The organism is Stappia taiwanensis (assembly GCF_014635285.1).
Taxonomy (GTDB): Bacteria; Pseudomonadota; Alphaproteobacteria; order Rhizobiales; family Stappiaceae; genus Stappia; species Stappia taiwanensis.
Map to the genome: position 1 here is coordinate 1 of NZ_BMCR01000011.1, position 23701 is coordinate 23701.

Genomic DNA, 23701 nt, shown 5'->3' on the forward strand with positions numbered 1-23701 from the left:
CGAATGGACCACAACGTGAACGGCGCTAGCCTATGAACGGGTACATTCAGGGGAGCAGGTCAGAACAAGCGGCCCCAGAAAGATTTTGTTCCTTGCATCGTTGTGTGAACAATGGGGAGTCTCGAAACGGTGAATGCGAGACACTCATATGAATGAACATCAATCCGGTGCGCCTTTGCATCAAGGGCTGGCTGCAACACATCCAATCTCGGTAATTAATCTACGAAGAACACTACGCGTCTGTGCGGGCGTTACAAAGCAAGCTGCAGAGCAGCTGTCTGCACTACAGAATGGGGCAAAGCTGCCAACTGAAAGCGATGCATATGTTGCGATTGCAGCGGTCGCCATCGGGGAACGCTTTCCCATTGAGATTTCCGATAACAATCACTTCCTGAAAGCTTTAGAGCTTGCCCGGCAGGGAAAGATGTCAGCTTACGTCGACGATGCCGTCGATGAGGTAGGATCCGTGTTGCGCTTAATGGAAAAGGCTCTTCGTGGTCTTGAGCTACTCGACCATTTGCCGGCGCCGATGCCCACCGGATGGGCCAATCTGCCAGCGCCAGCGCTTGCCCGGGCAATCACCAAGCACTGCTTGGCCATCATTGGCCCCACATCACTTCGATAGGGGGGGGGGAGAGATGGTCCATCCAGCAACAAGGCGGGCTGCTTTGAACGCCGCAATGGCAGTGGGGGCATCAGTCGACATCGGTTTTGTCTTTACTCCTCGGGCTACCGAGGATCGGGGACGAGGCATCTGGACAGGTCGTGATCTGATGCCAGCAGATGTCGGGGAACTGCTTCCCCGGGCGGCAGCCGCAAACGCCCAGGGTGCCGCCATATTTATGCGTCTCGGGCCATCGGCCCGGGACGGGCATCCCGGAACCGTTATGCTTGATGATCTGAATGCTGAAGCTGCAACGCGCATTGAGCTTGACGGCTTTCAGCCAGCTTTGACCGTTGAGACGTCACCGGGGAATTTTCAAATTTGGATCAGGCTCATCGCCGCTGGCGAACTGCCGTACCCCGTTGTTCGTGTTGCGATCAAGCGCCTGGCTGAACTTTATGGCGGGGACCCGAGAGCCGTCAGCCCAATGCAACCGGGCCGGTTGCCGGGCTTCACCAATCGCAAGCCAAAACACCGCCAGGCAGACGGACATTTCCCGTTTGTCCGTCTGGTGGATGCCAGTGGCTGTATCGCTGCCGCTGGAACAAACTTGGTTGACGAGATAAAGGCGAACCTCCCGGCACAGCGCGGCCGCGCCCAAGGCGCTGCCTCTGAAACGCCGCCGGTGGCGGCGGTGTCTAGCCGTCCTCCCGCCATGGAGGATTTCGATGCGCTCGACAGGATCCGCCAAGCGCAAGAGGAGCGCATTCGGGCTGAAGCCAAACGTGGCAGTCGGCCAATGGATGCCTTTTCTGCATCGGAAATCGACTTCGCCGCGGTGGTGGTTGCCCTCTGTGAGGGCGTGCCCAGACCGATGCTGGAGGCCTGGCTCAGGATGCGCCGGCCGGAAAAGGCAGCCGGATATGCGGCCCTCACTGTCCAGAATGCCGACCGATACTTGGAGGACCAAACCAGCACGCCGCAACCCTCGGGCCGCCCATGAAGAGATATTTGACACGGCGGGAGGTCGCGGAAATCTATCCGATTTCGGAAAGCTCCCTTGCGCAACTCGCGATGAGGGGCGAGGGGCCACGATATTTCATGCCTCAGAACCGCGCCCTTTACCTTGCCGAGGACGTGGAGGAGTGGATCGAGGCACATGCTGTCATTGCGCGGTCGCGCCCGATGCTGAGATCACGCAAGTTCATCGAGGAGAAACCTGTCACGCTGCAACAAGCTCCCGGGCCAAAGGCGGAAACCACTCGACGAGAGCCCATCCAGGAAGAGCCTAAAAAGGTGGGAGCGCAAAAAGGCAAGAAGCGCGGGAGGCGGCGCAAGAGCTTGGTGCCGTCAGCCAATTCCTGGCTCCGAAACAATCCCGATCATCAATAAGGGGTTGCTGCCGGAGCCAGGATGCTCATACCGCAATGCGCAGGCTACCGGCTGCTTGACGCTCGCTCTCCATTTTGCGTAGGCGCGCCACTGCATCGCTCACCCGCGGGTGTCGATAGCGCAGCAGCGACTTGATATCGACGTGGCCGGAAAAGTCCATCACCTGCTCAGCGGTCCAGCCATGATCAAAACAACGCGAAATCGCCTCATGCCTGAAATCGTGCCAACGCCAATGGGCGACACCAGCACGTAGACGTGCCCGCTCGAACGCGTTCTTCAATGCCTCAGCGGAAATCGGGAAGATATGTCCTTCCCTTTTCTCGCGGCCGGGAAGCTCTTCGATGATGACCTGCGCGGCGTAGGTAAGCAGAATATCCCTTCCGCGCCCGTTCTTGGCGTCGTGCAGATAAATCGTCCCGCCGTTGTGGCTGTAATCACTCCAGCGAAGGCGCAGCAGTTCGGACCGCCTGCACCCGGTCTCCAGTGCGAACCGGGCGGCCGGTAGAAGAAGCTTGTTTCGTGCGCAGGCGAACTCGTGGAAGAGCCGGTCCTCCTCATCCGGTTCGAGCCGGATAATGCGCTCGTCCCGTACCTGGGGGCGACTGACCTGGTCCAACGGAGAGCCAACCATCTCAAGATCAATCGCTGCCTGTCTCATGACCGGCATCAGCAAATTCATTTCCCGGCGGACGGTGCTGGATTTCACCTCTTCCAGCCGCAGTGACTTCCAGTCCTCCCAGTCGTGGCGGGTAATGTTCGCCATGCTCATATGGCAAAACGCCGGATGCCGTTTGATGAAAGTGGAGAGACGTGCGGCTTCGCCGTCTTTGCCCTTTTTCTCGCTTTGCTGGACTTCCCTAATGGCATTCTCCAGCACTTCACCGAGGGTGATCCGCTCCGGAGCCCGGTGGTCGCGACGGCTGCCATGGTTGCGGTCATTGAGGACCTGGACGACGGCGGCATCGGCATCCGCCAGCCGGTCGAACGTTTTCGTGTAAACGGGAAAGCCTTTTTGACGAATTTTCACCTGATAGCCCGTGAGACGGCCGTCAGAGGAAATTCGTTCATAGACGTGACGGTGATTCTTGAGACGTTTGGTCGGCACGGGACTTTGGTTCCTTGAAATAGGATTTGTCCCAAATTTGTCCCAAACCTATGAAAGGAACAAATTTTCACCGTAGAAATTTCGCTAAGCCATTGAAAACATTGGCGCACCCGAGAGGATTCGAACCTCTGACCTCTGCCTTCGGAGGGCAGCGCTCTATCCAGCTGAGCTACGGGTGCTTCGCGGCGACGGGCGCCGGATAACGCGGCAGGGATAGCCGATCCGATCCGGCGACGCAACGGTTTTTATGCAAAGACCAGTACGTCGCCAACAGCTTCCGCCACAGGTGGGAAAACCCGGTGCCGCAGCGCCTGTCGGGCGCGGCACCGGTCCGGGCGTCAGAGATCGAAGCCGAGCAGGTTGCCGACGGTGAACACGTCCTTGTCGCCGCGCCCGCACAGGTTCATGACGATGATCTGATCCTTGTCCATGGTCGGCGCCAGCTTCATCACCTGGGCAAAGGCATGGGCCGGCTCCAGCGCCGGAATGATGCCTTCCACCCGGGTCAGCAACTGAAACGCCTCCAGCGCCTCGGCGTCGGTGACCGGCACATACTGCGCCCGGCCAATGTCCTTCAGCCAGGAGTGCTCCGGGCCGATGCCCGGATAGTCGAGCCCGGCGGAGACCGAGTGCCCCTCCAGGATCTGGCCGTCGTCGTCCTGCAGGAGGTAGGTGCGGTTGCCATGCAGCACCCCGGGCTTGCCGGCATTCAGCGAGGCGCAATGCTCCTCGCCCTCAAGCCCCTTGCCGCCCGCCTCGACGCCGTAGATCGCCACGTCGCTGTCATCGAGGAAGGGGTGGAACAGGCCGATGGCATTGGAGCCGCCGCCCACCGCCGCGACCAGCGCATCGGGCAGCCGGCCTTCGGCTTCCAGAATCTGCGTGCGCGTTTCCGCGCCGATCACCGACTGAAAATCGCGCACCATCTCCGGATAGGGATGGGGCCCGGCGGCGGTGCCGATCAGGTAATAGGTGTCCGCCACATTGGTCACCCAGTCGCGCAGGGCCTCGTTCATGGCGTCCTTCAGGGTGCCGGCTCCGGCGGTCACCGGCACGATCTCCGCACCCAGGAGCTTCATGCGGAAGACGTTGGGCTTCTGCCGCTCCACATCGGTGGCGCCCATGTAGACAACGCAAGGGAGGCCGAAGCGGGCGCAGACCGTTGCCGTCGCCACCCCATGCTGGCCAGCGCCGGTCTCGGCGATGATCCGGGTCTTGCCCATGCGCTTGGCCAAAAGGATCTGGCCGAGGCAGTTGTTGATCTTGTGGCTGCCAGTGTGGTTCAGCTCGTCACGCTTGAAATAGATTTTTGCGCCGCCCAGTTCCGCCGTCATCCGCTCGGCGAAATAAAGCGGCGAGGGCCGGCCGGTGTAATGGGTGTTAAGCGTGTCGATCTCGCCCTGAAACGCCGGATCGGCCTTGGCATCGGCATAGGCCTTTTCCAGCTCCAGGATCAGCGGCATCAGGGTTTCGGCCACATAGCGTCCGCCGAAGATCCCGAAATGCCCCCGCTCGTCCGGACCGGAGCGATAGGTGTTCTGCTGCATGGTCATGCGCCCAATTCCTCTTTTGCAGCGGAGCGTGCCGCCGCCACGAATTCCCTGATCAAGTCCGGATCCTTTTCCCCGCGGGCGCGCTCCACGCCGGAGGAGACGTCGACGGCCGCAATGCCGCTGATGCGGATCGCATCCGCAACCGTGCCGACGGCCAGGCCACCGGAAAGCATGAGCGGCGGGCCAAGGTCAAGGCCCTTGAGAAGCGTCCAGTCGAAGGCAAGGCCGTTGCCGCCGGGAAGCTCCGCCCCCTTCGGCGGCTTGGCGTCGAACAGCAGCCGGTCCACATGACCGACATAGGCGCGAGCGGCCTTAATATCCTCCGGCGCCGATATGCCCAGCGCCTTCATGACGCGGATGCCATGGGCGGCGCGCAGCGCGGCGCAGCGCCCGGGGCTTTCCCCACCGTGCAACTGCAGCCAGTCGGGCCGGACCTTCTGCACGATCTCCTTGATCAGCGCATCATCGGCATTGACGGTAAGGGCGACGATCTCTGCACGCCCACGCGCCCGCGCGGCGAGCGCGGCGGCGGTCTCCATCGAGACATGGCGCGGGCTCTTTTCGAAGAACACCAGACCGATCATCTCCGCGCCCGCATCCAGCGCGGCATCCAGCGTCGCTTCGGTCGAAAGACCGCAGATCTTGACGATTTGCCGGCGGGGCATCGTCGTTCCTTTCCAGTAAGTCACGTGAGCGATCCCCGGCGGGCGGGCCGCCGCCGCGCATGAAGGCCATGCACCGCAGCTCGTCCGGCGGAGTGTCCTTCGGCCCGAAGGCCGAAGGGGTCACGTGATATTATAGGCCGCGATAGCCGCCATGTTGACGATATCGCTGTCCTTGGCGCCGATCGGCAGGATCTGCACCGGCTTGTCGAGGCCGACCAGCAGCGGGCCGATCACGGTCGAGCCGCCCAGTTCCTGCAGCATCTTGGTGGCGATCGAGGCGGAGTGGAACGCCGGCATCACGAGCACATTGGCCGGACCGGTCAGGCGGCAGAACGGATAGGCCGCCATCTTGTCCGGGTTGAGCGCCACGTCGGCCCCCATCTCGCCGTCATACTCGAAGTCGACCCGGCGCCGGTCGAGGATCTTCACCGCTTCGATCACCTTGTCCGACCGCTCACTGCGCGGATGGCCGAAGGTGGAATAGGCCAGGAGCGCAACGCGCGGCTCGTAGCCGAGCCGGCGGGCCACATGGGCCGCTTCCTCGGCGATATCGGCCAGTTCCTCGGAGGTCGGCATGTCGATCACCGCCGTATCGGCGACCAGCACCGTACGGCCCCGGCACAGGGCCAGCGACACGCCGATCACCCGATGTCCGGGCTTGATGTCGATGCAGTTGCGCACCGTGTCGAGCGCCACCGAATAGTTCCGAGTGAGGCCCGTCACCATGGCATCGGCATCGCCGCGCGCCACCATGATCGCGCCCCAGTAGTTGCGGTCGTTGTTGACCAGCCGCTGGCAGTCGCGCTGCAGATAGCCGCGCCGCTGCATCCGGCCATAGAGGAAGTCGGCGTAATCGGCGTTGCGGGTCGACAGGCGGGCGTTGTGCACGGAAATCCCGGCCCGGTCGACGTCGATGCCGGCGGCGGTGGCGGTTGCACGCACCTCGTCCTCGCGGCCGATCAAGATTGCCTCGCCCAGCCCTTGCGCCACGAAGCTGGCGGCGGCGCGAATGACCGGCTCTTCCTCGCCTTCCGCAAACACCACCCGCTTGGGCTGCTGCCGCACCTTGGAGAAGATCCGCTGCAGCGTGCCGGCCACCGGATCGCGGCGGGCGGAGAGCTGGTGACGGTAGGCGTCCATGTCGACGATCGGCCGGCGGGCAACGCCGCTGTCCATCGCCGCCTGGGCAACCGCTGGCGGCACCACCGAGATCAGACGCGGGTCGAAGGGCACGGGAATAATGTATTCGGGGCCGAACTTCGGCCGCTTGCCGCGATAGGCGGCGGCCACCTCGTCCGGCACCTCCTCACGGGCGAGCTGGGCCAGCGCCTCGGCGCAGGCGACCTTCATCGCATCGTTGATGGTGGTGGCCTGCACGTCGAGCGCGCCACGGAAGATATAGGGGAAGCCGAGGACGTTGTTGACCTGATTGGGATAATCCGAGCGGCCCGTGGCGACGATGGCGTCCTCGCGCACCTGATGTGCTTCCTCCGGGGTGATTTCCGGATCCGGGTTGGCCATGGCGAAGATGATCGGGTTCGGCGCCATCGCCTTCAGCATGTCCTCGGTCAGCGCGCCCTTGGCGGAGACACCGAGGAACACATCGGCGCCCTTCAGCGCGTCATAGAGACTGCGTGCCTCGGTCTCCACCGCATGGGCGGACTTCCATTGGTTCATCCCCTCGGCGCGGTCCTTGTAGATCACGCCCTTGGTGTCGCACAAAATCACGTTCTCATGCGGCACGCCCATGGCCTTGACCAGTTCGATGCAGGCGATGCCGGCCGCGCCGGCGCCGTTGCACACCACCTTGACCTCGGACATCGACCGGCCGGTGAGATGCACCGCGTTGATCAGGCCGGCGGCGGCGATGATCGCCGTGCCATGCTGGTCGTCGTGGAACACCGGAATGTCCATCAGCTCGCGCAGGCGCTGCTCGATGATGAAACAGTCCGGCGCCTTGATGTCTTCCAGGTTGATGCCGCCGAAGGACGGGCCGAGGTAGCGCACGGAATCGACGAAGGCATCCACGTCCTGGGTGTCGATCTCCAGGTCGATGCTGTCCACATCGGCGAAGCGCTTGAACAGAACCGCCTTGCCTTCCATCACCGGCTTGGAGGCGAGCGCGCCGAGATTGCCCAGGCCGAGAATGGCGGTGCCGTTGGTGATCACCGCAACGAGGTTGCCGCGCGTGGTGTAGTCGAAGGCGCGGGTGGGATCCTCGGCGATGGCACGCACCGGCACGGCAACGCCCGGCGAATAGGCCAGCGACAGGTCGCGCTGGGTCGCCATCGGTTTGGTCGGGGTGATTTCCAGCTTGCCCGGACGCCCCTGCTGATGGAATTGCAACGCCTCCTGATCGGTGAAGCTCACGTTGCTCTTGCCAGATTTGTCCGTCGTCGGCATGTAGCCCTCCAGTTGCGGTCCGCCTCCGCTGGCGGACGCAGACATTATCCCCTGAAAATACAGCACTCAACCCGCCATGCGGATCGGGCGGGCTGAAACCCCCGATCCCTTTTGATAGGGTCGCGCGCATGTCGACGAAACCAGCGGAAACCCGCCCTCGGGACAGCGACGCGCCGGAGCAAAAAGCCGCACCGCGCCTGACCCCGATGATGGCGCAGTATATCGAAATCAAGACGGCCAATCCGGATTGCCTGCTGTTCTACCGGATGGGCGATTTCTACGAGCTGTTCTTCGAGGACGCGGAAGCGGCCTCGCGGGCGCTCGGCATCACCCTGACCAAGCGCGGCAAGCATCTGGGCGAAGACATTCCCATGTGTGGCGTGCCGGTGGTCTCCGCCGACGACTACCTGCAAAAGCTGATTGCCCTGGGTTTTCGCGTTGCCGTGTGCGAACAGACCGAAAATCCGGCCGAAGCCAAGAAGCGCGGCGCCAAGTCGGTGGTGCGGCGGGACGTGGTGCGTCTCGTTACCCCCGGCACCCTGACCGAGGACCGGCTGCTCGACGCGGCTCGCAACAACTACCTCCTGGCGCTGCACCGCGCACGCGGCGGCTCGCTCGATGGCGAGACCGTGTACGGCCTCGCCTGGATCGACATTTCCACCGGCGTTTTTCGTGTCGCCAGCAGCGACGAGGCGCGGCTTGCCGCCGATCTTGCCCGGATCGACCCGCGCGAGGTGGTCGTCGCCGACAATCTGCTGGAGGACGAAGGGCTGAAGGGCCGGATCGCCGACAGCCGGGCGGCGCTGTCGCCAGTGCCGCGCAGCCTGTTCGACGGCGCCACCGCCGCCGACCGGCTCGCCCGCTATTTCGGTGTCGCGACCCTCGACAGTTTCGGCCAGTTCTCCCGGGCGGAGTTGACGGCGGCGGCCGGTGCGCTCGGCTATGTGGAGCGCACCCAGTTCGGCGAACGGCCACCGCTCGATCCGCCGTCACGCGAGGGCGATGGCCAGCGGATGCTGATCGACCCGGCTACCCGGGCCAATCTGGAGCTGATGCGCACCCTGTCCGGCGAACGTAGCGGCTCGCTGCTGTCGGTGATCGACCGCACCGTCTCCGGCGCCGGTTCGCGGCTCCTGGCCAGCCGGCTCGCCAGCCCGCTCACCGATCTTGCCGCGATCCATGCCCGCCAGGCGGCCATCGCCCATCTCCATCAGGACACCTATCTGCGCGAACGGCTGCGCGGGGCGCTGAAATCCGTACCGGACATCGCCCGCGCTTTGTCGCGGCTGGCCCTGCAGCGCGGCGGTCCGCGCGATCTTCTGGCGCTGGCCGAAGGGCTGACGGCGGCAGGCGATATCGCCGCGCTGTTTGCCGAGGGCGCGGAACTGCCGGCGGAGCTCGCCGCCGCGCTGGCCGACCTCAGGGCCGCGCCTATGACGCTGGCCGCCGACCTGGCCCGGGCCATCGACGACAACCCGCCGCTGCTGAAACGCGATGGCGGCTTTGTCGCGAGCGGGTATCTGGAGGAGCTGGACGAAGTCCGGCGGCTGCGCGACGACAGCCGCAAGGTGATCGCCAAGATGCAAGGGGACCTGTGCGAAGAACTCGCCATTCGTGCCCTGAAGATCAAGCACAACAACGTGCTTGGCTGGTTCATCGAGGTGCCGGCGGCTCATGCGGACAAGCTGACAAGCGACCCGGCCCGGTTCATTCACCGGCAAACCATGGCCGGCGCCATGCGCTTCACCACTCCGGATCTGGCCGATCTGGAAAGCCGGATCGCCAATGCCGCCGGCCGCGCGCTCGCGCTGGAGCTGGAGACCTTCGACCGACTCACCGCCGAGGTGGTTGCCGTTGGCGCGGCGATCAAGACGGTGGCGGCGGCGCTGGCCGTTCTCGATGTCGCCAGCGCGCTGGCCGTGCTGGCGGAGGCGGAGGACCATGTCTGTCCGCTGGTGGATGACAGCCTCGCCTTTGAGATCGAAGGCGGGCGGCATCCGGTGGTCGAAGAGGCCCTGAAGCGCAGCGGCGGCGAGACCTTCGTCGCCAACGACGCCAATCTCGGCCCGGGCGAGGGCGAGGAAAGCGGGCATATCTGGCTGATCACCGGCCCGAACATGGCCGGTAAATCCACCTTCCTGCGGCAGAACGCGCTGATCGCCATCCTGGCGCAGATGGGCGCCTTCGTGCCGGCGCGCCGGGCGCGGATCGGCATTGTCGACCGGCTGTTCTCCCGGGTGGGCGCGGCCGACGATCTGGCGCGCGGGCGCTCCACCTTCATGGTGGAAATGGTGGAAACCGCCGCCATTCTCAATCAGGCGGGCCCGCGTTCGCTGGTCATTCTCGATGAGATCGGCCGTGGCACCTCCACCTTCGACGGGCTGTCGATCGCCTGGGCGGCCATCGAGAACCTGCATGAGGTCAACCGGTCGCGGGCGCTGTTCGCCACCCACTACCATGAGTTGACCGCGCTTTCCGCCCGCCTGCCGCGCCTGGCCAACGCCACCGTGCGGGTCAAGGAATGGCAGGGCGATGTGGTGTTCCTGCATGAGATCGCGCCCGGCGCCGCCGACCGGTCCTATGGCATTCAGGTGGCCAAACTCGCCGGTCTGCCGGCGGCGGTGGTCGAACGGGCGCGGCAGGTGCTGTCGCAGCTGGAAGAGCAGGACCGGCGGGCACCAGCCGAAGCACTGATCGACGATCTGCCGCTGTTCGCGGCCATGTCGCCGAGCCCGGCCCCGGCGACTGCACCGGCGGCACCGGACCCGGTTCTTGAGACCCTCGACGGGCTCGACCCGGACGACCTCACCCCGCGCGAGGCGCTGGAGGCGCTCTACGCCTTGAAACGGGCGCGGGCGAGTAAGGAAGCCGGCTAAATAATTGAGGAGCAGTCTGAATGGACACCCGTTCAGACTGTCTCCAGCACCGGACCGGAAAGGCCTGCCTCCCAGCCGAGAATGGCGCGTTTGCGCGTCAAACCCCAATGATAACCGCATAAGGATCCGCTGCTGCCGAGGACCCGGTGGCAGGGCACCACGAAGGACATCGGGTTGCGGCCGACGGCGCTGCCCACGGCGCGGGCGGCGCGCGGCTTGCCCAGATGGCTGGCAATTTCCGAGTAGGTCGAGGCCCGGCCAAAGGGGATATGCAACAAGGTCTCCCAGACGCGGATCTCGAAATCGGTGCCGATGAAGACGATCTTCAGCGGCTGCTCCGGCGACCAAGCGGCGGGGTCGAAGATGCGCCGCGCGGTCTCGGCGGTCTTCGCCGCGTCTTCCCGATAGGCCGCGCGCGGCCAACGCCCCGTCATATCCTCCAGCGCCGCCGTCTCCTCGCCCGGATCGGCGAAGGCAAGGCCCGCCAGGCCATGCTCCGTGGTCATCACCAGCGCGCGCCCGAAAGGCGAGGGGTGGAAGCCATAGGTCATGGTCACCCCGGCGCCGCGCGCCCGGTAGGCGCCCGGGGTCATCGCCTCATGGGCGATGAACAGATCATGCAGCCGGGCCGGGCCGGACAGGCCGACTTCAAAGCTGGTGTCCAGCACCGTGGCGGCGTCCTTTAAAAGCGCTCGTGCATAGTCCAGGGTGATCGCCTGCAGGAACTGCTTCGGCGTGATGCCGGCCCAACGCGAGAACACCCGCTGCAACTGGATCGGCTGCAGGCCGACCCGGGCCGCAAGCTCCTCCAGCGAGGGCTGACTGCGCCAGTCGCCGGTGATCGCCTCAAGGGTCTGACGAACCACCTGATAATCGCGCGCCGCCTCCTCGCCGGTGGCGCAAGGGATCACCGCACGTGCCGCGATCCGGGCGGGGGATGAGGAAACTGTCATGGAACGGGCCTCCGGTTTGGCCGTACCCTAGGGCGTGCCCCCTCCCGCCGCCACCCGTTTCCCGAGGACGGGCCCAGCCCGAGGGCCCCGACCCGTCTTGCTTCGGCCAAAAACCCGGGCCACTCTGGCGGCGATTTTGATCTGATTGCGAACATCTGGATGAATTGATGACCCTTTCAAGGCCCACACGGACCGAACGACCAGCGCGATCCGCGGGCTTTCCGCGATCGGGATCCACGTTCCGGATCGGCGCCGCTGTCCTTGCCGGACTGGGGCTGCTGGTCACCGCGCCGGCCCATGCGGAAACACCCCCCGAACGCAAGCTGGTGATGATCACCACCGATGACGATGCACCGATCCGCGAGGTGCTGATCGACGGCACGGCGATGGAGGTGCGGCGGCGCTCCAAGGCCCGGGTGTTCGTCGAGGTGGCCGGCGATCCGGACAATGACGGTCAGATCCGCTGCCGGCGCCGGGTACGGCTGGTGCTTGCCGATGGACGCATTCTGGAAGAGCCGGTCGACATCTGCGGCGACTGGAAAGTCACGGTCAAGGCCAGCGCCACGGTGCGCAGCGCCAACCAGGCGGGGGGCACCGCCCGCACGGTTCGCCCGGCGGTTCCCTCCACCGCCAGCCCCTCCGCACCGCCGCTTGCCGGCGGCATCCGCCGTCCGGAAACCGGCTCCGGCGGCAAGGACGCCCTGCGCGGCAGCACCGATGCCGCTCCGGCGACCTCCGCGCCGGTGCCCGCCGGCAAGATGGAAAGCCCTGAGCCGGCACCCCAGGCCCCGGCAACCGACATGGCCGCAACGCCGCAGAGCGGAGCCGAACCGGTGGCAGGCAACGCGCTGCCGACGGATTTCGGACCGGTGATCGAGGGACGAAGCTGGAACGTCGCGCGCGAGGGCGGCGAGCTGCGGCTCTACTACGGGCTGGCAACGACCCATGACCGGACCCTGGTGGCCAGTTGCCGGGCGGGTTCCGGGCAAATGACCTTCCGCTCGGCGGAAACCCGGTCGGAGCTGGCCGAAGGCGCGCCGGTCGACGTCACGCTTTCGGCCAACGACATTACCCGCAGCTACACCGGCAAGGGATCGCCACGGGCGGAAACCGGCCTGTCCCATCCGCTGGTCAGCCTGTCCGCCGAGGATCCGATCTGGTCCGGGCTGATCCGCGGCCAGACCCTGAAAGTGGCCGTCGACGGAACCTGGCGCTTCGGCCTTTCGCTGAAGGGCAGCGCCCGCCATGTGCGCCAGTTCCAGAGCGCTTGCGCCCGGCCCGCGCCGGTGGTGGCACGCCCGGCACCGGTCGGCGGAGACAGGCCGGCGGGCGGGGCGACTGGCCCCACCTGCGCCGATGAAGGCTTCATCACCTCCATTCCCAGCGACAGGCCTTCGACACTGGTCTTCAACAACACCCGGCGGCGGCCGGTGGTCGTGCACTGGATCAACTTCGATGGGAACCGGGAGACCCAAGCGCGGATCCCGCCCGGCGGGGAAATGGTGCAGCGGACTCTTTCCGGCCATCCCTGGCTGGTGTCGACCACCGACGGGCGCTGCATCGGCATCTATCTCGCCGGCGACCGCAACCGCACCGTCACCCTGCGGCCGGGCCGGGTCGCCCCGGTGCCGGACCCGATCTATCGCGCACCCGAGCCGCTGTTGCCGCCGGCCAATATCGCGCCGGGGCCGGATCTGCTCGACATCGGTTATGACTGCGACAGCGGTGCCTATCTGACGGTGACCATCGACAACGATCGCCGGCTGGCGACGGTGCATGAAGCCGGCCGCTCGCCGGTGACCCTGGCAGACCGAGGCTCCGGCCCCGGTTTCTACTACGCCGGCCGCGGGTATGTTCTGTCGGGTGACGGCAATCGGGCGGTCTGGCAGCGCCCGGGCGCACCGCCGCAATATTGCCGCGTGTTCTGATCGTCTGCGCTGATGACCACCGCGCGTCGCCGGTTATCCGGCGGCGCCAGTTGGCAGGGGCGGCGGCAGCGATGGGGGCAGGGGACCGCCCGAGCGGGCGACGGCAAGCGCCGCCTGCAAGGCCCCGGCAAAGCTGGTGCGATCCTCCGGGTTGAGAAACCCGCCGATATCCACCTTCTGACCGCGCATGGCGAGGGTGATCCGCACCACCCCTTCATCCTCTTCCTTGCGCACATGAAGCCGCGCCCAGAACGGATTGAAGCGATACTCCCGGTGCCCGCCCCGGGGATTGACCTTGCGAACGAGAATTTCGGTGCGCGAGACCCGCACCTCCTCATAGGCGTTCGCCGCCTTGTAGTTCCAGCGGAACGCCAGATAAATGAGCAGGATATCCAGCCCAAGAAAACCGAACACCGGCCAGGCGCCGAGCGCCAGAAACCCCAGCCCGGCGATCAGGCAGACACCGCCGGTCACCGCCATCAGCACGCTGAAGCCGGTGGTGCCGAGCGAGCGGTAAGGGGTCAGCAGCGCGTCGAAGAAGGGAGCGTCCACCCCCTCCGCCGAGCCGTTTCCCGACATGTCCCGCTCTGTTTTCGGATTGCCGTTGCTCATGACGGGAAAGTATAGAGAAGGCATGAGCGAGAACCAGAAATTTTCCGAAACGCCGCCGCCGGCAACCGCTGCAAGCCCGGGCAAGACCACGGCCAGCGCGCCGGCCAAGACGCCGGCGGCAGCAAAGCCGGCGCGCGGGAAAAAGCCGCGCGCGCGCCGGTCCCGCTACACCCGCGCGGAACTTCATGCGCTGTTCGCCCGCTTCCACGCCGCCAATCCGGAGCCGCAGGGCGAGCTTTACTACGTCAACCCCTACACCCTGCTGGTTGCGGTTGCGCTCTCCGCCCAGGCCACCGATGTGGGGGTCAACAAGGCGACCCGTCCGCTGTTCGCAAAAGTCGACACGCCGGAGAAAATGGTGGCGCTCGGAGAGGACGCCTTGCGCGATGCGATCAAGACCATCGGTCTTTACCGCAACAAGGCGAAGAACGTGATCGCCCTGTCGCAGATGCTGATCGAGCGCCATGGCGGCGAGGTACCGCGCGACCGGGCGGCCCTGGAAGAGCTTCCCGGCGTTGGCCGCAAGACCGCGAATGTGGTGCTGAACATTGCCTTCGGCGAACCGACGATTGCCGTCGATACCCATCTGTTCCGGCTGGCGAACCGCATCGGCATCGCCCCGGGCAAGACGCCGCTGGAGGTGGAGACTGCGCTGGAAAAGGTGGTGCCGCCGGAATTCCTGCTGCACGCCCATCACTGGCTGATCCTGCATGGGCGCTACATCTGCAAGGCGCGCAAGCCCTTGTGCGAGCGCTGCCTGATCGCCGATCTGTGCAAGAGCCCGGAGAATACCACCCGAAAGACAGGGAAAGCGGCGAAGAAAACGGACTGATCCGCGCGGGGCCCGCGCGGATCACTGGCGCCTCAGGCGCTCAGGTCGCCGTCCTCGTCCTTGCGGCGCAGGCGCACCACCACATCGACCCGCACGATCTCCATGCCCTCCGGCGCCGCCGGCAGCGCCGTCATGGCAACGCCCGATCCGGGAATGTCGATCACCCGGTTCTCGCCCTCGATGAAGAAATGGTGGTGGTCGTCGGTGTTGGTGTCGAAATAGGTCTTGGTGCCTTCGACCGCGACTTCGCGCAAAAGGCCGGCCTCGGTGAACTGATGCAGGGTGTTGTAGACCGTGGCCAGCGACACCGGAACATCGGCGGCCTCGGCTTCCTCATGCAGGCGCTCGGCGGAAATATGCCGGTTGCCCTTCGAATAGAGCAATTCGGCCAATGCGACACGCTGCCGCGTCGGCCGCAGGCCCGCGACGCGAAGCATTTCCAGAACGTCATGCGGAAGCTGGGTCTGTGTCACGTGTCTTCCTTACAAAACGGCTCAAGACAGGTCTGCCAAGCGGCAAAGCGATGTGCCCTGAATGCCTTTTCCCCCACCGTATGTTGCCCCCGCCATCGCTGCGGGAAACACCGCTGAAGATGATAAGCCAGCCGGACACGGCAGCATACCCTGCGTAATGGCAGTTTTCTGCCATACCCGAGGCATGAAATGCAAGCACCGAACGTCCTGGCGCCGACCTGGCTCCAAGTTGTTGGGAACCATTCGCAAAAACAGTATAGCAAACGGTGCTGATGTGGGAAGTCCCGATCGCCGTGACAAGAGGGGCGGCGACCCTGGGTCGCCACGCCCGGCGGAGGGCTGCCATGTCAGCGGTCACACGGGCTTTCGGAGCGTCAGGGCCTATGATAGTAAGCGGGCAGAAACAGACTTTCCCCCGTCCCGAAATGCGGGACGGGAGGCGAAGCGAACCTTGAACTTCGGGATTGGAACCAAAGTGCGGCAATCGAGCTACTCATACGAAGACCTGCTTGCCTGTGGACGCGGCGAGCTGTTTGGCCCTGGCAACGCGCAGCTGCCGCTGCCGCCGATGCTGATGTTCGACCGGATCACCGAAATTTCGGAAGATGGCGGCGAGCATGGCAAGGGCTGCGTGCGCGCGGAGTTCGATATCAAGTCCGACCTGTGGTTCTTCGGGTGCCATTTCCAGGGCGATCCGGTGATGCCGGGCTGCCTCGGCCTCGACGCCATGTGGCAGATGACCGGCTTCTTCCTCGGCTGGCTCGGCGAGCCGGGACGGGGACGTGCCATTTCCACCGGCGAAATCAAGTTCTCCAAGATGGTGACGCCGGATGTGAAGCTGGTGGAATACGGCATCGACATCAAGAAGCTGCGGCGCGGCCGCCTGGTGCTCGGCATTGCCGACGGCTGGCTGAAGGCCGATGGCGAGACGATTTATCAGGCGAAGGACCTGCGGGTCGGCCTGTTCCGCGCCGAATAACCGCGCGCCGGATACGCGATTGATCGCAGGCATTCGCCCTCCTATCTGGGGGAGGTGCGCCGGTCCACCGGCACGCCCTCGCGGTGTGCGGACGACGGTCGCTTGGCCGCGCGAAGCAACAACACCGGAGCGGTTCCCGCAGCCTTTCGCGGCGCGGATCGGTCCGGCAAGGAAGACGAGACCGGGTCGTGCCCTATCGTGGCCCCGGTCCGAAACAGACGGGAGACCGCGATGAGGCGGGTGGTTGTAACCGGACTGGGGATCATTTCCTCGATCGGCAACTCGGCACAGGAAGTGACGGAAAGCCTGCGCGAGGGCAAATCCGGCATCTGCGCCGCACCGGACTATGTGGAACACGGCTTCCGCAGCCAGGTGCACGGCATGCCGAACATCGATCTGGCGGCCGAGATCGACAAGCGCCAGTTGCGTTTCATGGGCGATGGCGCGGCCTATAACTATCTGGCCATGCAGCAGGCAATCGCCGACAGCGGTCTTGAGGAGAGCGAGGTCTCCCATCCGCGCACCGGCCTCATCATGGGCTCGGGCGGTCCGTCCACCAAGAACCTGTTCCAGGCGCACAAGATCGTGGTCGAGAAGGGCTCGCCCAAGCGGATGGGCCCCTTCATGGTCACCCGCGGCATGAGCTCGACCAATTCGGCCTGTCTCGCCACGCCCTTCAAGATCAAGGGCATCAACTACTCGATCACCTCGGCCTGCTCCACCTCGGCCCATTGCATCGGCAATGCCGCGGAGCAGATCCAGTGGGGCAAGCAGGACATTGTGTTTGCCGGCGGCGGCGAGGAACTGGACTGGACCCTGTCCTGCCTGTTCGACGCCATGGGCGCCATGTCGTCGAAATACAACGACACGCCGACCACCGCCTCGCGTCCCTATGACGCCACCCGCGACGGCTTCGTCATCGCCGGCGGTGGCGGTGTCGTGGTGCTGGAAGAGCTGGAGCATGCCAAGGCGCGCGGCGCCAAGATCTATGCCGAGATCACCGGTTATGCGGCGAATTCCGACGGTTACGACATGGTTGCCCCCTCGGGCGAGGGCGGCGAGCGCTGCATGCGCCTTGCCACCGAGACCCTCGGCGACCGGAAGGTCAACTACGTCAACACCCACGGCACCTCGACGCCGGTTGGCGACGTCGGCGAGATCGAGGCGATCCGCCGTGTGTTCGGCGACGATCAGCCGGTGGCCTCCTCAACCAAGTCGCTGACGGGGCACAGCCTTGGCGCCACCGGCGTGCATGAGGCGATCTACTGCCTGTTGATGATGCAGAACGATTTCATCACCGCCTCCGCCAACATCACGGAGCTCGATCCGGCGCTCAGCCCCGACGAGATCGCGATGAAGCGGATCGATAACGCAGGGCTCGACACGGTGCTGTCCAACAGTTTCGGTTTCGGGGGCACCAATGCCTCCCTCGCGCTCTCGCGCTATCACGGCTAAGGGGCCCAGAATGTCCGGACTTATGAAGGGCAAGCGCGGTCTTGTCATGGGCGTCGCCAACGATCATTCGATCGCCTGGGGAATTGCCAAGGCGCTGGCCGATCAGGGCGCCGAACTGGCCTTTACCTATCAGGGCGAAGCCTTTGGCCGCCGGGTTCGCCCGCTTGCCGACAGCGTTGGCGCCGATCTCCTGCTTCCCTGTGACGTGGAAGACATCGCCACGGTCGATGCGGTGTTCGACACGCTGAAGGAAAAATGGGGTTCGATCGACTTCCTGGTGCATGCGATCGCCTTTTCCGACAAGTCGGAGCTGCGCGGCCGCTATGCGGACACCACCCGCGAGAACTTCGCGCGCACCATGATGATTTCCTGTTTCTCCTTCACGGAAATCGCCAAGCGCGCCGCCGATCTGATGACCGATGGCGGCTCGATGATCACGCTGACCTATGGCGGGTCGACCAAGGTCATGCCGAATTACAACGTGATGGGCGTGGCCAAGGCGGCGCTGGAATCCTCGGTGCGCTATCTGGCAATGGATTTCGGCAGCGACAACATCCGGGTCAACGCGATTTCCGCCGGACCGGTGCGTACGCTTGCCGGCTCCGGTGTGTCCGATGCCCGGGTGATGTTCAACTACCAGAAGCAGCATTCGCCGCTTGGACGGACGGTGACGATCGACGAGGTGGGCGGCTCGGCCCTCTACCTGCTGTCGGATCTGTCGAATGGCGTCACCGGCGAAATCCACTTCGTGGATTCCGGCTACAACACGGTGTCGATGCCCCGGCTCGATGCCCTGAAGGCGCAGGAAGCGCAGGCACGGCAGGCCAAGGAAGCGGACTGACCGCTTTTCGCTTCAAAGCGCTGAATTGAATCTTAGCAAAACGGCCGCCTTCGCGCGGCCGTTTTTCATATGTGTAGGGTTTTGGGGAGAGGACGCCGGCAAAGGCCTCAGTCGAAGGTTTCGTCCGGATAGACCCCGAACAGCCGGGTCTGATCGATCCAACCGGAATATCCGCGTGCGGACACCGAACACCAGCCGCCCTCGCAGCTGTCCACGTCCACCAGCACATTGGGCGAGAGTTCGGCCAGGATGGCCGCGTCGGAGCGTGCATCGGCGCGCAGCGGCGTGGTCCCGCCGGCTTCCCACGGGGTCACCAGGCCCGTGCGGCGGCCGGTCAGCAGCGAATGAAACACCCAGCCCTCGGCGCCTTCCCAGTCGCGGATCCGGCGCCAGTTGTCGAATTCCTGCACGATCTCGACCGGCAGACCGGCGCGCACGAAGGTCCATTCGATGCGGTGTTCCCGGCTCGGCCCGACCCGCACGTTGACCCGGTCGGATTTCAGGCTGACGAAGCGCGGCACCGGAAATCCGCTCTGACCGATGGTCGACGTTTGGGAAAGGGCCGGTGCGGATCCCTGGGCAAGGGCGACCAGCATGATGGTCAGAAGACCCCAAAATGCCTTGCCCATCCGGTATCCCGCCATTGTGCGCTTCCTCTTTTCCGGAATGTCCCTTCGCATCGACCCGGCGATGCTGGAGACGGTTTCGTGTTCACGCCGGCCGGGTCCGGCCATCCGGCCCCGCCAGCAAGCCCGTTGCGCCCGGAATACGTCTCCCGGACGCCGTCGTCAAAGCCTTGCGTCAATTCCGCCGAAACAGGCTGGTTTCCGTAGCGGCCGCACCGTCGGTCTGTGCCCCAACTCGTTCCTTTTGATGGCGAAAAATGCGGAATTTGCCCCCCGTCAACGGAAATCAATCGGCCGGTCTCCCTTGTTTTGAGCGGACCATCTGCTAAGGAGAACAAACGCATCGGTCCAACCGTCCGGAGGCGATGCCATTGTGGGACAGACAGGGTTAAGGAGCCCTCAATACAGCGCGGAAGGCGAGGAGTATGCCCAAGAAAAAGCCGCTGGTCGTCGTGACACGCAAACTGCCGGATGTCGTCGAGACACGGATGCGTGAACTGTTCGAAACGCGCCTCAACGAGGTCGACCGGCCCTTCAGCCAGGCCGATATGGTCGAGGCGGTGAAAACCGCCGATGTCATCGTACCGACGGTTACCGACCGTATCGATGCCGCGATCCTGTCCCAGGCTGGACCCAATCTCAAACTGATCGCCAATTTCGGCAATGGCGTCGACAACATCGATGTCGTCACCGCCAACAACCGTGGCATCGCCGTCACCAACACCCCCGGCGTCCTCACCGAGGATACCGCCGACATGACCATGGCGCTGATCCTCAGCGTTCCCCGACGGCTCGCCGAGGGGATCAAGGTGATGGAGCAAGGCGAGTGGAGCGGCTGGTCGCCGACCTGGATGCTCGGCCACCGGATCTGGGGCAAGCGCCTGGGCATCATCGGCATGGGCCGTATCGGTCAGGCCGTCGCCCGCCGCGCCAAGGCCTTCGGCATGTCGATCCACTATCACAACCGGCGGCGCCTGCCCGAGCAGGTGGAAGAGGGGCTGGAGGCAACCTATTGGGACAGCCTCGACCAGATGCTGGCGCGCATGGATGTGGTGTCGGTACATTGCCCGCACACGCCGGCGACCTATCACCTTCTCTCCGGCCGCCGGCTCAAGCTGATGAAGCCGGGCGCCTATATCGTCAACACCGCCCGCGGCGAGGTGATCGACGAAAACGCCCTCATTCGGCAGCTTGAAAGCGGCGCGCTTGCCGGCGCCGGCCTCGACGTGTTCGAACATGAGCCGGCCGTCAATCCCAAGCTGCTCAACTCCGACAATGTGGTTCTGTTGCCGCATATGGGCTCGGCGACCATCGAAGGTCGCATCGACATGGGCGAGAAGGTCATCATCAACATCAAGACCTTCATGGATGGACACCGGCCGCCGGACCGGGTGCTGCCCTCCATGCTGTAATCGCAAAGAACCCGCGCCGACCGATGGTCCGCGCGGGTTTTTTATTACCACATTGTTTTCATGAGCTTCCGGGCGTCCTGCCGAATGGATTCGGCTCCGGTTCGAGTCGCTACCGGTTCTTTTCCACGCCCGCTAGTCCGCCTCATAACCACGCCAGAGCGCGTTCTCACCCATGCCGGCGATGAACGCCTTGTGCTGCTCCAACGCCGCTTCGGTGAGACGCGAGGGGAGCGGCTGCGGCCGCTGCAGCGCCGGACCGGCCACCCGGTCCTGGGTCCCGTCGCCACCGGCAGCGCCATCATCCTCCGCCATCAGCGCCAGACCAGCCTGCTTGCCGCCGATCAGTTCGAGATAAACCTCGGCGAGAATTTCCGCGTCGAGCAGGGCGCCGTGCTTGGTCCGGCGCGAGTTGTCGATGCCATAGCGCGAACACAGGGCATCGAGCGAGGCCGGCGAGCCGGGATGCTTGCGCCGGGCCAGCGCCAGCGTATCGAGCACCTGCTCGTCCGGGATTGGCGGCCGGCCGACCCGCTCCAACTCCATGTTGATGAAACCCATGTCAAACGAGGCGTTGTGAATCACCAACAAGCCGTCGCCGACGAATTCGAGGAACTCATCGGCCACATCGACGAACAGCGGCTTGTCGGCCAGAAACTCCTCCGACAGGCCATGCACGTTGAACGCCTCGATCGGCATGTCCCGTTCGGGATTCAGATAGACGTGGTAGGAGCGGCCGGTCGGCACATGGTTGATCAGCTCCACGCCGCCGATTTCGACAAGACGATCACCGCCCCTGGGATTGAGGCCGGTGGTTTCCGTATCGAAGGAGATTTCGCGGGTCATCCGGGATCTTTCGGCTGATGGCGGGTGGCAGGGCGTGCGCCGACTTTTGGCCCTCACACCGGTGAAGACAAGCCGGCACCCCGCGTCCCCGGCCTTATCCCCAGCTTGCCCACAACGGGCACCTGGTTATTCACATGCGGACAGCGCCCGCAGGATCCCCTGGACGGCGCGGCGGGCGGGCTCCAATCCTCGTCCGGTATCCACCAGGAAATGCGCGCGCCGGCGTTTGTCCGCATCCGCCATCTGCCGCGACAGGATCGCGGCAAAGCTCTCCGGCGTCATGTTCGGACGGGCCAGGACCCGCTGGCGCTGAACCTCAGGCGCGGCGGTGACCACCACGCTGGCATGCACCCGCGCTTCGCCGCCGGTCTCGAACAACAGCGGAATGTCCAGCACCGCCACCCGCGCGCCCGCCGCCCGGGCGCTGTCGAGAAACGCGGTTTCGCTGCCGCGCACCAGCGGATGGACGATCCCCTCCAGCCGGGTCATAGCCGCGCCATCGCCCATCACCTTTGCCGACAGCGCCTTGCGATCGACCGCCCCGTCCCGGGTGGTGCCGGGAAACGCCGCCTCGATCAAGGGCACCGCAGCACCGCGATAGAGCGCATGAACCGCCGCATCGGCGTCATAGACGGCAGCCCCCGCCTCGGCGAACATCGTCGCCGTCGTCGACTTGCCCATGCCGATGGAGCCGGTGAGGCCGAGCACGATCATGGCGCGATCCCCAGATCGGCCAGCACCAGTCGGCGCAGCTCGTCGGTCACCTGTGGCTTGACCCCGAACCAGCGTTCGAAACCGGGCACGGCCTGATGCAGCAGCATGCCGAGCCCATCGACCACCTTGTTGCCCCGCGCCCGCGCCGCCGCCAGCAAGGGGGTTTCCAGCGGCGCATAGACGATATCGGTGACAAGCGCGTCGGTCGGCAGAGGGCTAAGATCGATCTCAAGCGGCGGTTGCCCCTCCATCCCCAGCGAGGTGGTGTTGACCAGGAGCGAGACGTTTTCCAGCACTGTCCCGGTGTTATCCCAGGAAAGCACTTTCGAGTCGCCCTCGAAATGAGCCGCAAGATCCTTCGCCTTTTGCTCGGTTCGGTTGGCGATATATACAGGTGCGATGCCCCGGGATAACAATGCCCACACAATCGCGCGCGCCGCCCCGCCGGCGCCGAGCACCAGCGCCGCGCCGCAGTTTTCATCCCATCCCGGCGCCATCTGATCGAGATTGCCGAGAAAGCCGATGCCATCGGTGTTGGCGCCACACAGCCGGCCTGCCTCGTCCAGCCAAAGCGTATTGGCCGCGCCCATGGCCTTTGCCGCCTCATCGAGATCATCGCAAGCCTGCGCGGCAACCTCCTTGTTCGGAACCGTCACATTGCAGCCGACAAGCCCGGACGACGCGAAATCACGGTAAAACGCCTCCGCGCTTTCCGGCGGCACGCCCACACGTTCATACGTTCCGTCGATGCCATGCAGCTTCAGCCAGTAGCCATGCACCAGCGGCGAGCGGGAATGAGTGACCGGATAGCCGGTGATCGCAGCCCGCCGGGTCATCCCTCGAGCGCCCCGAGCACCCGCAATTCCCCCAGAAGCGGCAGCAGCGGCAGGCCAAGAACGGTGAAATAGTCGCCGTCGATGGCGCTGAAGAGCTGAATGCCCGGCCCTTCGAGCTGATAGGCGCCGACGCTGGTCAGGGCAACTTCGCCCACCCCGGCAAGATAGCGGCCGACGAACTCCGGACCGAACGGCCGCATGGTCAGCCGCACGGTGCCGACATTGCGCCACAGGGTTTGGCCGTCGCGGGCGATCGCCACCGCCGAATGCAGCGCATGGGTCTTGCCGGACATGGCCAGGAGCTGGCGCCGGGCAGCCTCCATATCCGCCGGTTTTGTCAGGCGTTCTCCTTCGAAATCAAGCACTTGATCCGCCCCGATGACCAATGCGCCGGGCCGGCGTTCGCTCACCTCCTGCGCTTTTGCCTCGGCCAGAACCTGGGCGATATCCTCCGGCGAGAAATCACTTTCCAGCAAGGGCGCCTCAATCGCCCGTTCGTCGACCCGGGCCGGATCGATGTCAAAGGTCAGACCGGCATTTTGCAATAGCTCGGCGCGGATCTGGCTGCCGCTGGCAAGAACGAGTTCTGTCATGAGAAA

The 23701-nt window shown here is 64.8% G+C and carries 22 protein-coding genes and 1 tRNA gene; 10 read left to right on the forward strand and 13 right to left on the reverse strand.

Features of this window, described 5'->3' with window-relative positions; all coding sequences use genetic code 11:
- Nucleotides 1-148 precede the first annotated feature (148 nt).
- From IEV83_RS18835 to IEV83_RS18845, 3 genes are all read left to right on the forward strand, one after another.
- Entirely contained in the window at nt 149-625 is a 477-nt protein-coding gene (locus tag IEV83_RS18835) for a hypothetical protein (RefSeq protein WP_181761171.1), read from the forward strand.
- A gap of 262 nt (nt 626-887) precedes the next feature.
- Nucleotides 888-1607 (forward strand): DNA-primase RepB domain-containing protein, encoded by a 720-nt coding sequence (locus IEV83_RS18840; RefSeq protein WP_371873499.1) that lies wholly within the window; start codon nt 888-890, stop codon nt 1605-1607.
- Nucleotides 1604-1996, forward strand: a complete 393-nt coding sequence (locus IEV83_RS18845; protein ID WP_342366167.1) for a helix-turn-helix transcriptional regulator — start codon at nt 1604-1606, stop codon at nt 1994-1996. Before IEV83_RS18840 ends, IEV83_RS18845 begins: the two co-directional genes overlap by 4 nt.
- A 25-nt stretch (nt 1997-2021) precedes the next feature.
- On the opposite strand, the gene IEV83_RS18850 is transcribed toward IEV83_RS18845, so the two are convergent.
- The 5 genes from IEV83_RS18850 to IEV83_RS18870 form a co-directional block, all read right to left on the reverse strand.
- On the reverse strand, nt 2022-3101 hold the full coding sequence (locus IEV83_RS18850; RefSeq protein ID WP_181761168.1) for a tyrosine-type recombinase/integrase: 1080 nt from the start codon (nt 3099-3101) through the stop codon (nt 2022-2024).
- A 102-nt stretch (nt 3102-3203) separates the two neighbouring features.
- Nucleotides 3204-3280 (reverse strand) — tRNA-Arg (locus tag IEV83_RS18855).
- 159 nt (nt 3281-3439) lie between these two features.
- Nucleotides 3440-4654 (reverse strand): tryptophan synthase subunit beta, encoded by a 1215-nt coding sequence (gene trpB, locus IEV83_RS18860; RefSeq protein WP_181761167.1) that lies wholly within the window; start codon nt 4652-4654, stop codon nt 3440-3442.
- A complete protein-coding gene (locus IEV83_RS18865; RefSeq protein WP_181761166.1) occupies nt 4651-5319 on the reverse strand; it encodes a phosphoribosylanthranilate isomerase in 669 nt (222 codons plus the stop codon). The genes trpB and IEV83_RS18865 overlap by 4 nt, the downstream gene beginning before the upstream one ends.
- Before the next feature lie 120 nt (nt 5320-5439).
- Nucleotides 5440-7722, reverse strand: coding sequence for an NADP-dependent malic enzyme (locus IEV83_RS18870; protein ID WP_181761165.1), 2283 nt, complete (start codon nt 7720-7722; stop codon nt 5440-5442).
- Nucleotides 7723-7850: 128 nt separating this feature from the next.
- Between IEV83_RS18870 and mutS the strand changes: the two genes are divergently transcribed.
- Nucleotides 7851-10598: a DNA mismatch repair protein MutS gene (gene mutS / locus IEV83_RS18875; protein WP_181761164.1), complete on the forward strand. Its 2748-nt coding sequence runs from the start codon at nt 7851-7853 to the stop codon at nt 10596-10598.
- Nucleotides 10599-10630: 32 nt separating this feature from the next.
- Here mutS and IEV83_RS18880 read toward each other — a convergent pair whose 3' ends face one another.
- Nucleotides 10631-11551, reverse strand: coding sequence for a methylated-DNA--[protein]-cysteine S-methyltransferase (locus IEV83_RS18880; protein ID WP_181761163.1), 921 nt, complete (start codon nt 11549-11551; stop codon nt 10631-10633).
- A gap of 167 nt (nt 11552-11718) precedes the next feature.
- On the opposite strand from IEV83_RS18880, the gene IEV83_RS18885 reads away from it, so the two are divergent.
- Nucleotides 11719-13479 carry a VHL beta domain-containing protein gene (locus IEV83_RS18885; RefSeq protein ID WP_181761162.1) on the forward strand — a complete coding sequence of 587 codons (1761 nt, stop codon included), beginning with the start codon at nt 11719-11721 and terminating at the stop codon, nt 13477-13479.
- Nucleotides 13480-13512: 33 nt separating this feature from the next.
- Here IEV83_RS18885 and IEV83_RS18890 read toward each other — a convergent pair whose 3' ends face one another.
- Nucleotides 13513-14058: a DUF2244 domain-containing protein gene (locus IEV83_RS18890; protein WP_209003249.1), complete on the reverse strand. Its 546-nt coding sequence runs from the start codon at nt 14056-14058 to the stop codon at nt 13513-13515.
- A 55-nt stretch (nt 14059-14113) separates the two neighbouring features.
- On the opposite strand from IEV83_RS18890, the gene nth reads away from it, so the two are divergent.
- A complete protein-coding gene (gene nth, locus IEV83_RS18895) occupies nt 14114-14923 on the forward strand; it encodes an endonuclease III (RefSeq protein WP_244628250.1) in 810 nt (269 codons plus the stop codon).
- Nucleotides 14924-14955: 32 nt separating this feature from the next.
- Here the strand turns inward: nth and irrA are convergent, their stop codons facing one another.
- The gene (irrA, locus tag IEV83_RS18900; RefSeq protein WP_342366166.1) at nt 14956-15396 is read right to left on the reverse strand and encodes an iron response transcriptional regulator IrrA; all 441 of its coding nucleotides are present in this window, start codon (nt 15394-15396) and stop codon (nt 14956-14958) included.
- A 475-nt stretch (nt 15397-15871) separates the two neighbouring features.
- Between irrA and fabA the strand changes: the two genes are divergently transcribed.
- The 3 genes from fabA (at nt 15872) to fabI (ending at nt 18671) form a co-directional block, all read left to right on the forward strand.
- Complete coding sequence (fabA, locus tag IEV83_RS18905; protein ID WP_181761184.1) at nt 15872-16375, forward strand: 3-hydroxyacyl-[acyl-carrier-protein] dehydratase FabA; 504 nt, start codon at nt 15872-15874, stop codon at nt 16373-16375.
- Nucleotides 16376-16606: 231 nt separating this feature from the next.
- Entirely contained in the window at nt 16607-17830 is a 1224-nt protein-coding gene (gene fabB, locus IEV83_RS18910) for a beta-ketoacyl-ACP synthase I (RefSeq protein WP_181761160.1), read from the forward strand.
- 10 nt (nt 17831-17840) lie between these two features.
- Nucleotides 17841-18671, forward strand: a complete 831-nt coding sequence (gene fabI / locus IEV83_RS18915) for an enoyl-ACP reductase FabI (protein ID WP_181761159.1) — start codon at nt 17841-17843, stop codon at nt 18669-18671.
- Nucleotides 18672-18778: 107 nt separating this feature from the next.
- On the opposite strand, the gene IEV83_RS18920 is transcribed toward fabI, so the two are convergent.
- Complete coding sequence (locus IEV83_RS18920) at nt 18779-19300, reverse strand: SH3 domain-containing protein (protein ID WP_181761158.1); 522 nt, start codon at nt 19298-19300, stop codon at nt 18779-18781.
- Between the two features lie 422 nt (nt 19301-19722).
- On the opposite strand from IEV83_RS18920, the gene IEV83_RS18925 reads away from it, so the two are divergent.
- A complete protein-coding gene (locus IEV83_RS18925; protein ID WP_181761157.1) occupies nt 19723-20709 on the forward strand; it encodes a 2-hydroxyacid dehydrogenase in 987 nt (328 codons plus the stop codon).
- Nucleotides 20710-20841: 132 nt separating this feature from the next.
- Here IEV83_RS18925 and dnaQ read toward each other — a convergent pair whose 3' ends face one another.
- The 4 genes from dnaQ to IEV83_RS18945 all read right to left on the reverse strand — a co-directional run bounded on the left by dnaQ (nt 20842) and on the right by IEV83_RS18945 (nt 23695).
- Nucleotides 20842-21552 carry a DNA polymerase III subunit epsilon gene (gene dnaQ / locus IEV83_RS18930; protein WP_181761156.1) on the reverse strand — a complete coding sequence of 237 codons (711 nt, stop codon included), beginning with the start codon at nt 21550-21552 and terminating at the stop codon, nt 20842-20844.
- Between the two features lie 126 nt (nt 21553-21678).
- The gene (gene coaE, locus IEV83_RS18935; protein ID WP_181761155.1) at nt 21679-22266 is read right to left on the reverse strand and encodes a dephospho-CoA kinase; all 588 of its coding nucleotides are present in this window, start codon (nt 22264-22266) and stop codon (nt 21679-21681) included.
- Nucleotides 22263-23102 (reverse strand): shikimate dehydrogenase, encoded by an 840-nt coding sequence (locus IEV83_RS18940; protein ID WP_181761154.1) that lies wholly within the window; start codon nt 23100-23102, stop codon nt 22263-22265. The genes coaE and IEV83_RS18940 overlap by 4 nt, the downstream gene beginning before the upstream one ends.
- Nucleotides 23099-23695: a Maf-like protein gene (locus IEV83_RS18945; protein ID WP_181761153.1), complete on the reverse strand. Its 597-nt coding sequence runs from the start codon at nt 23693-23695 to the stop codon at nt 23099-23101. Before IEV83_RS18945 ends, IEV83_RS18940 begins: the two co-directional genes overlap by 4 nt.
- Nucleotides 23696-23701 lie beyond the last annotated feature (6 nt).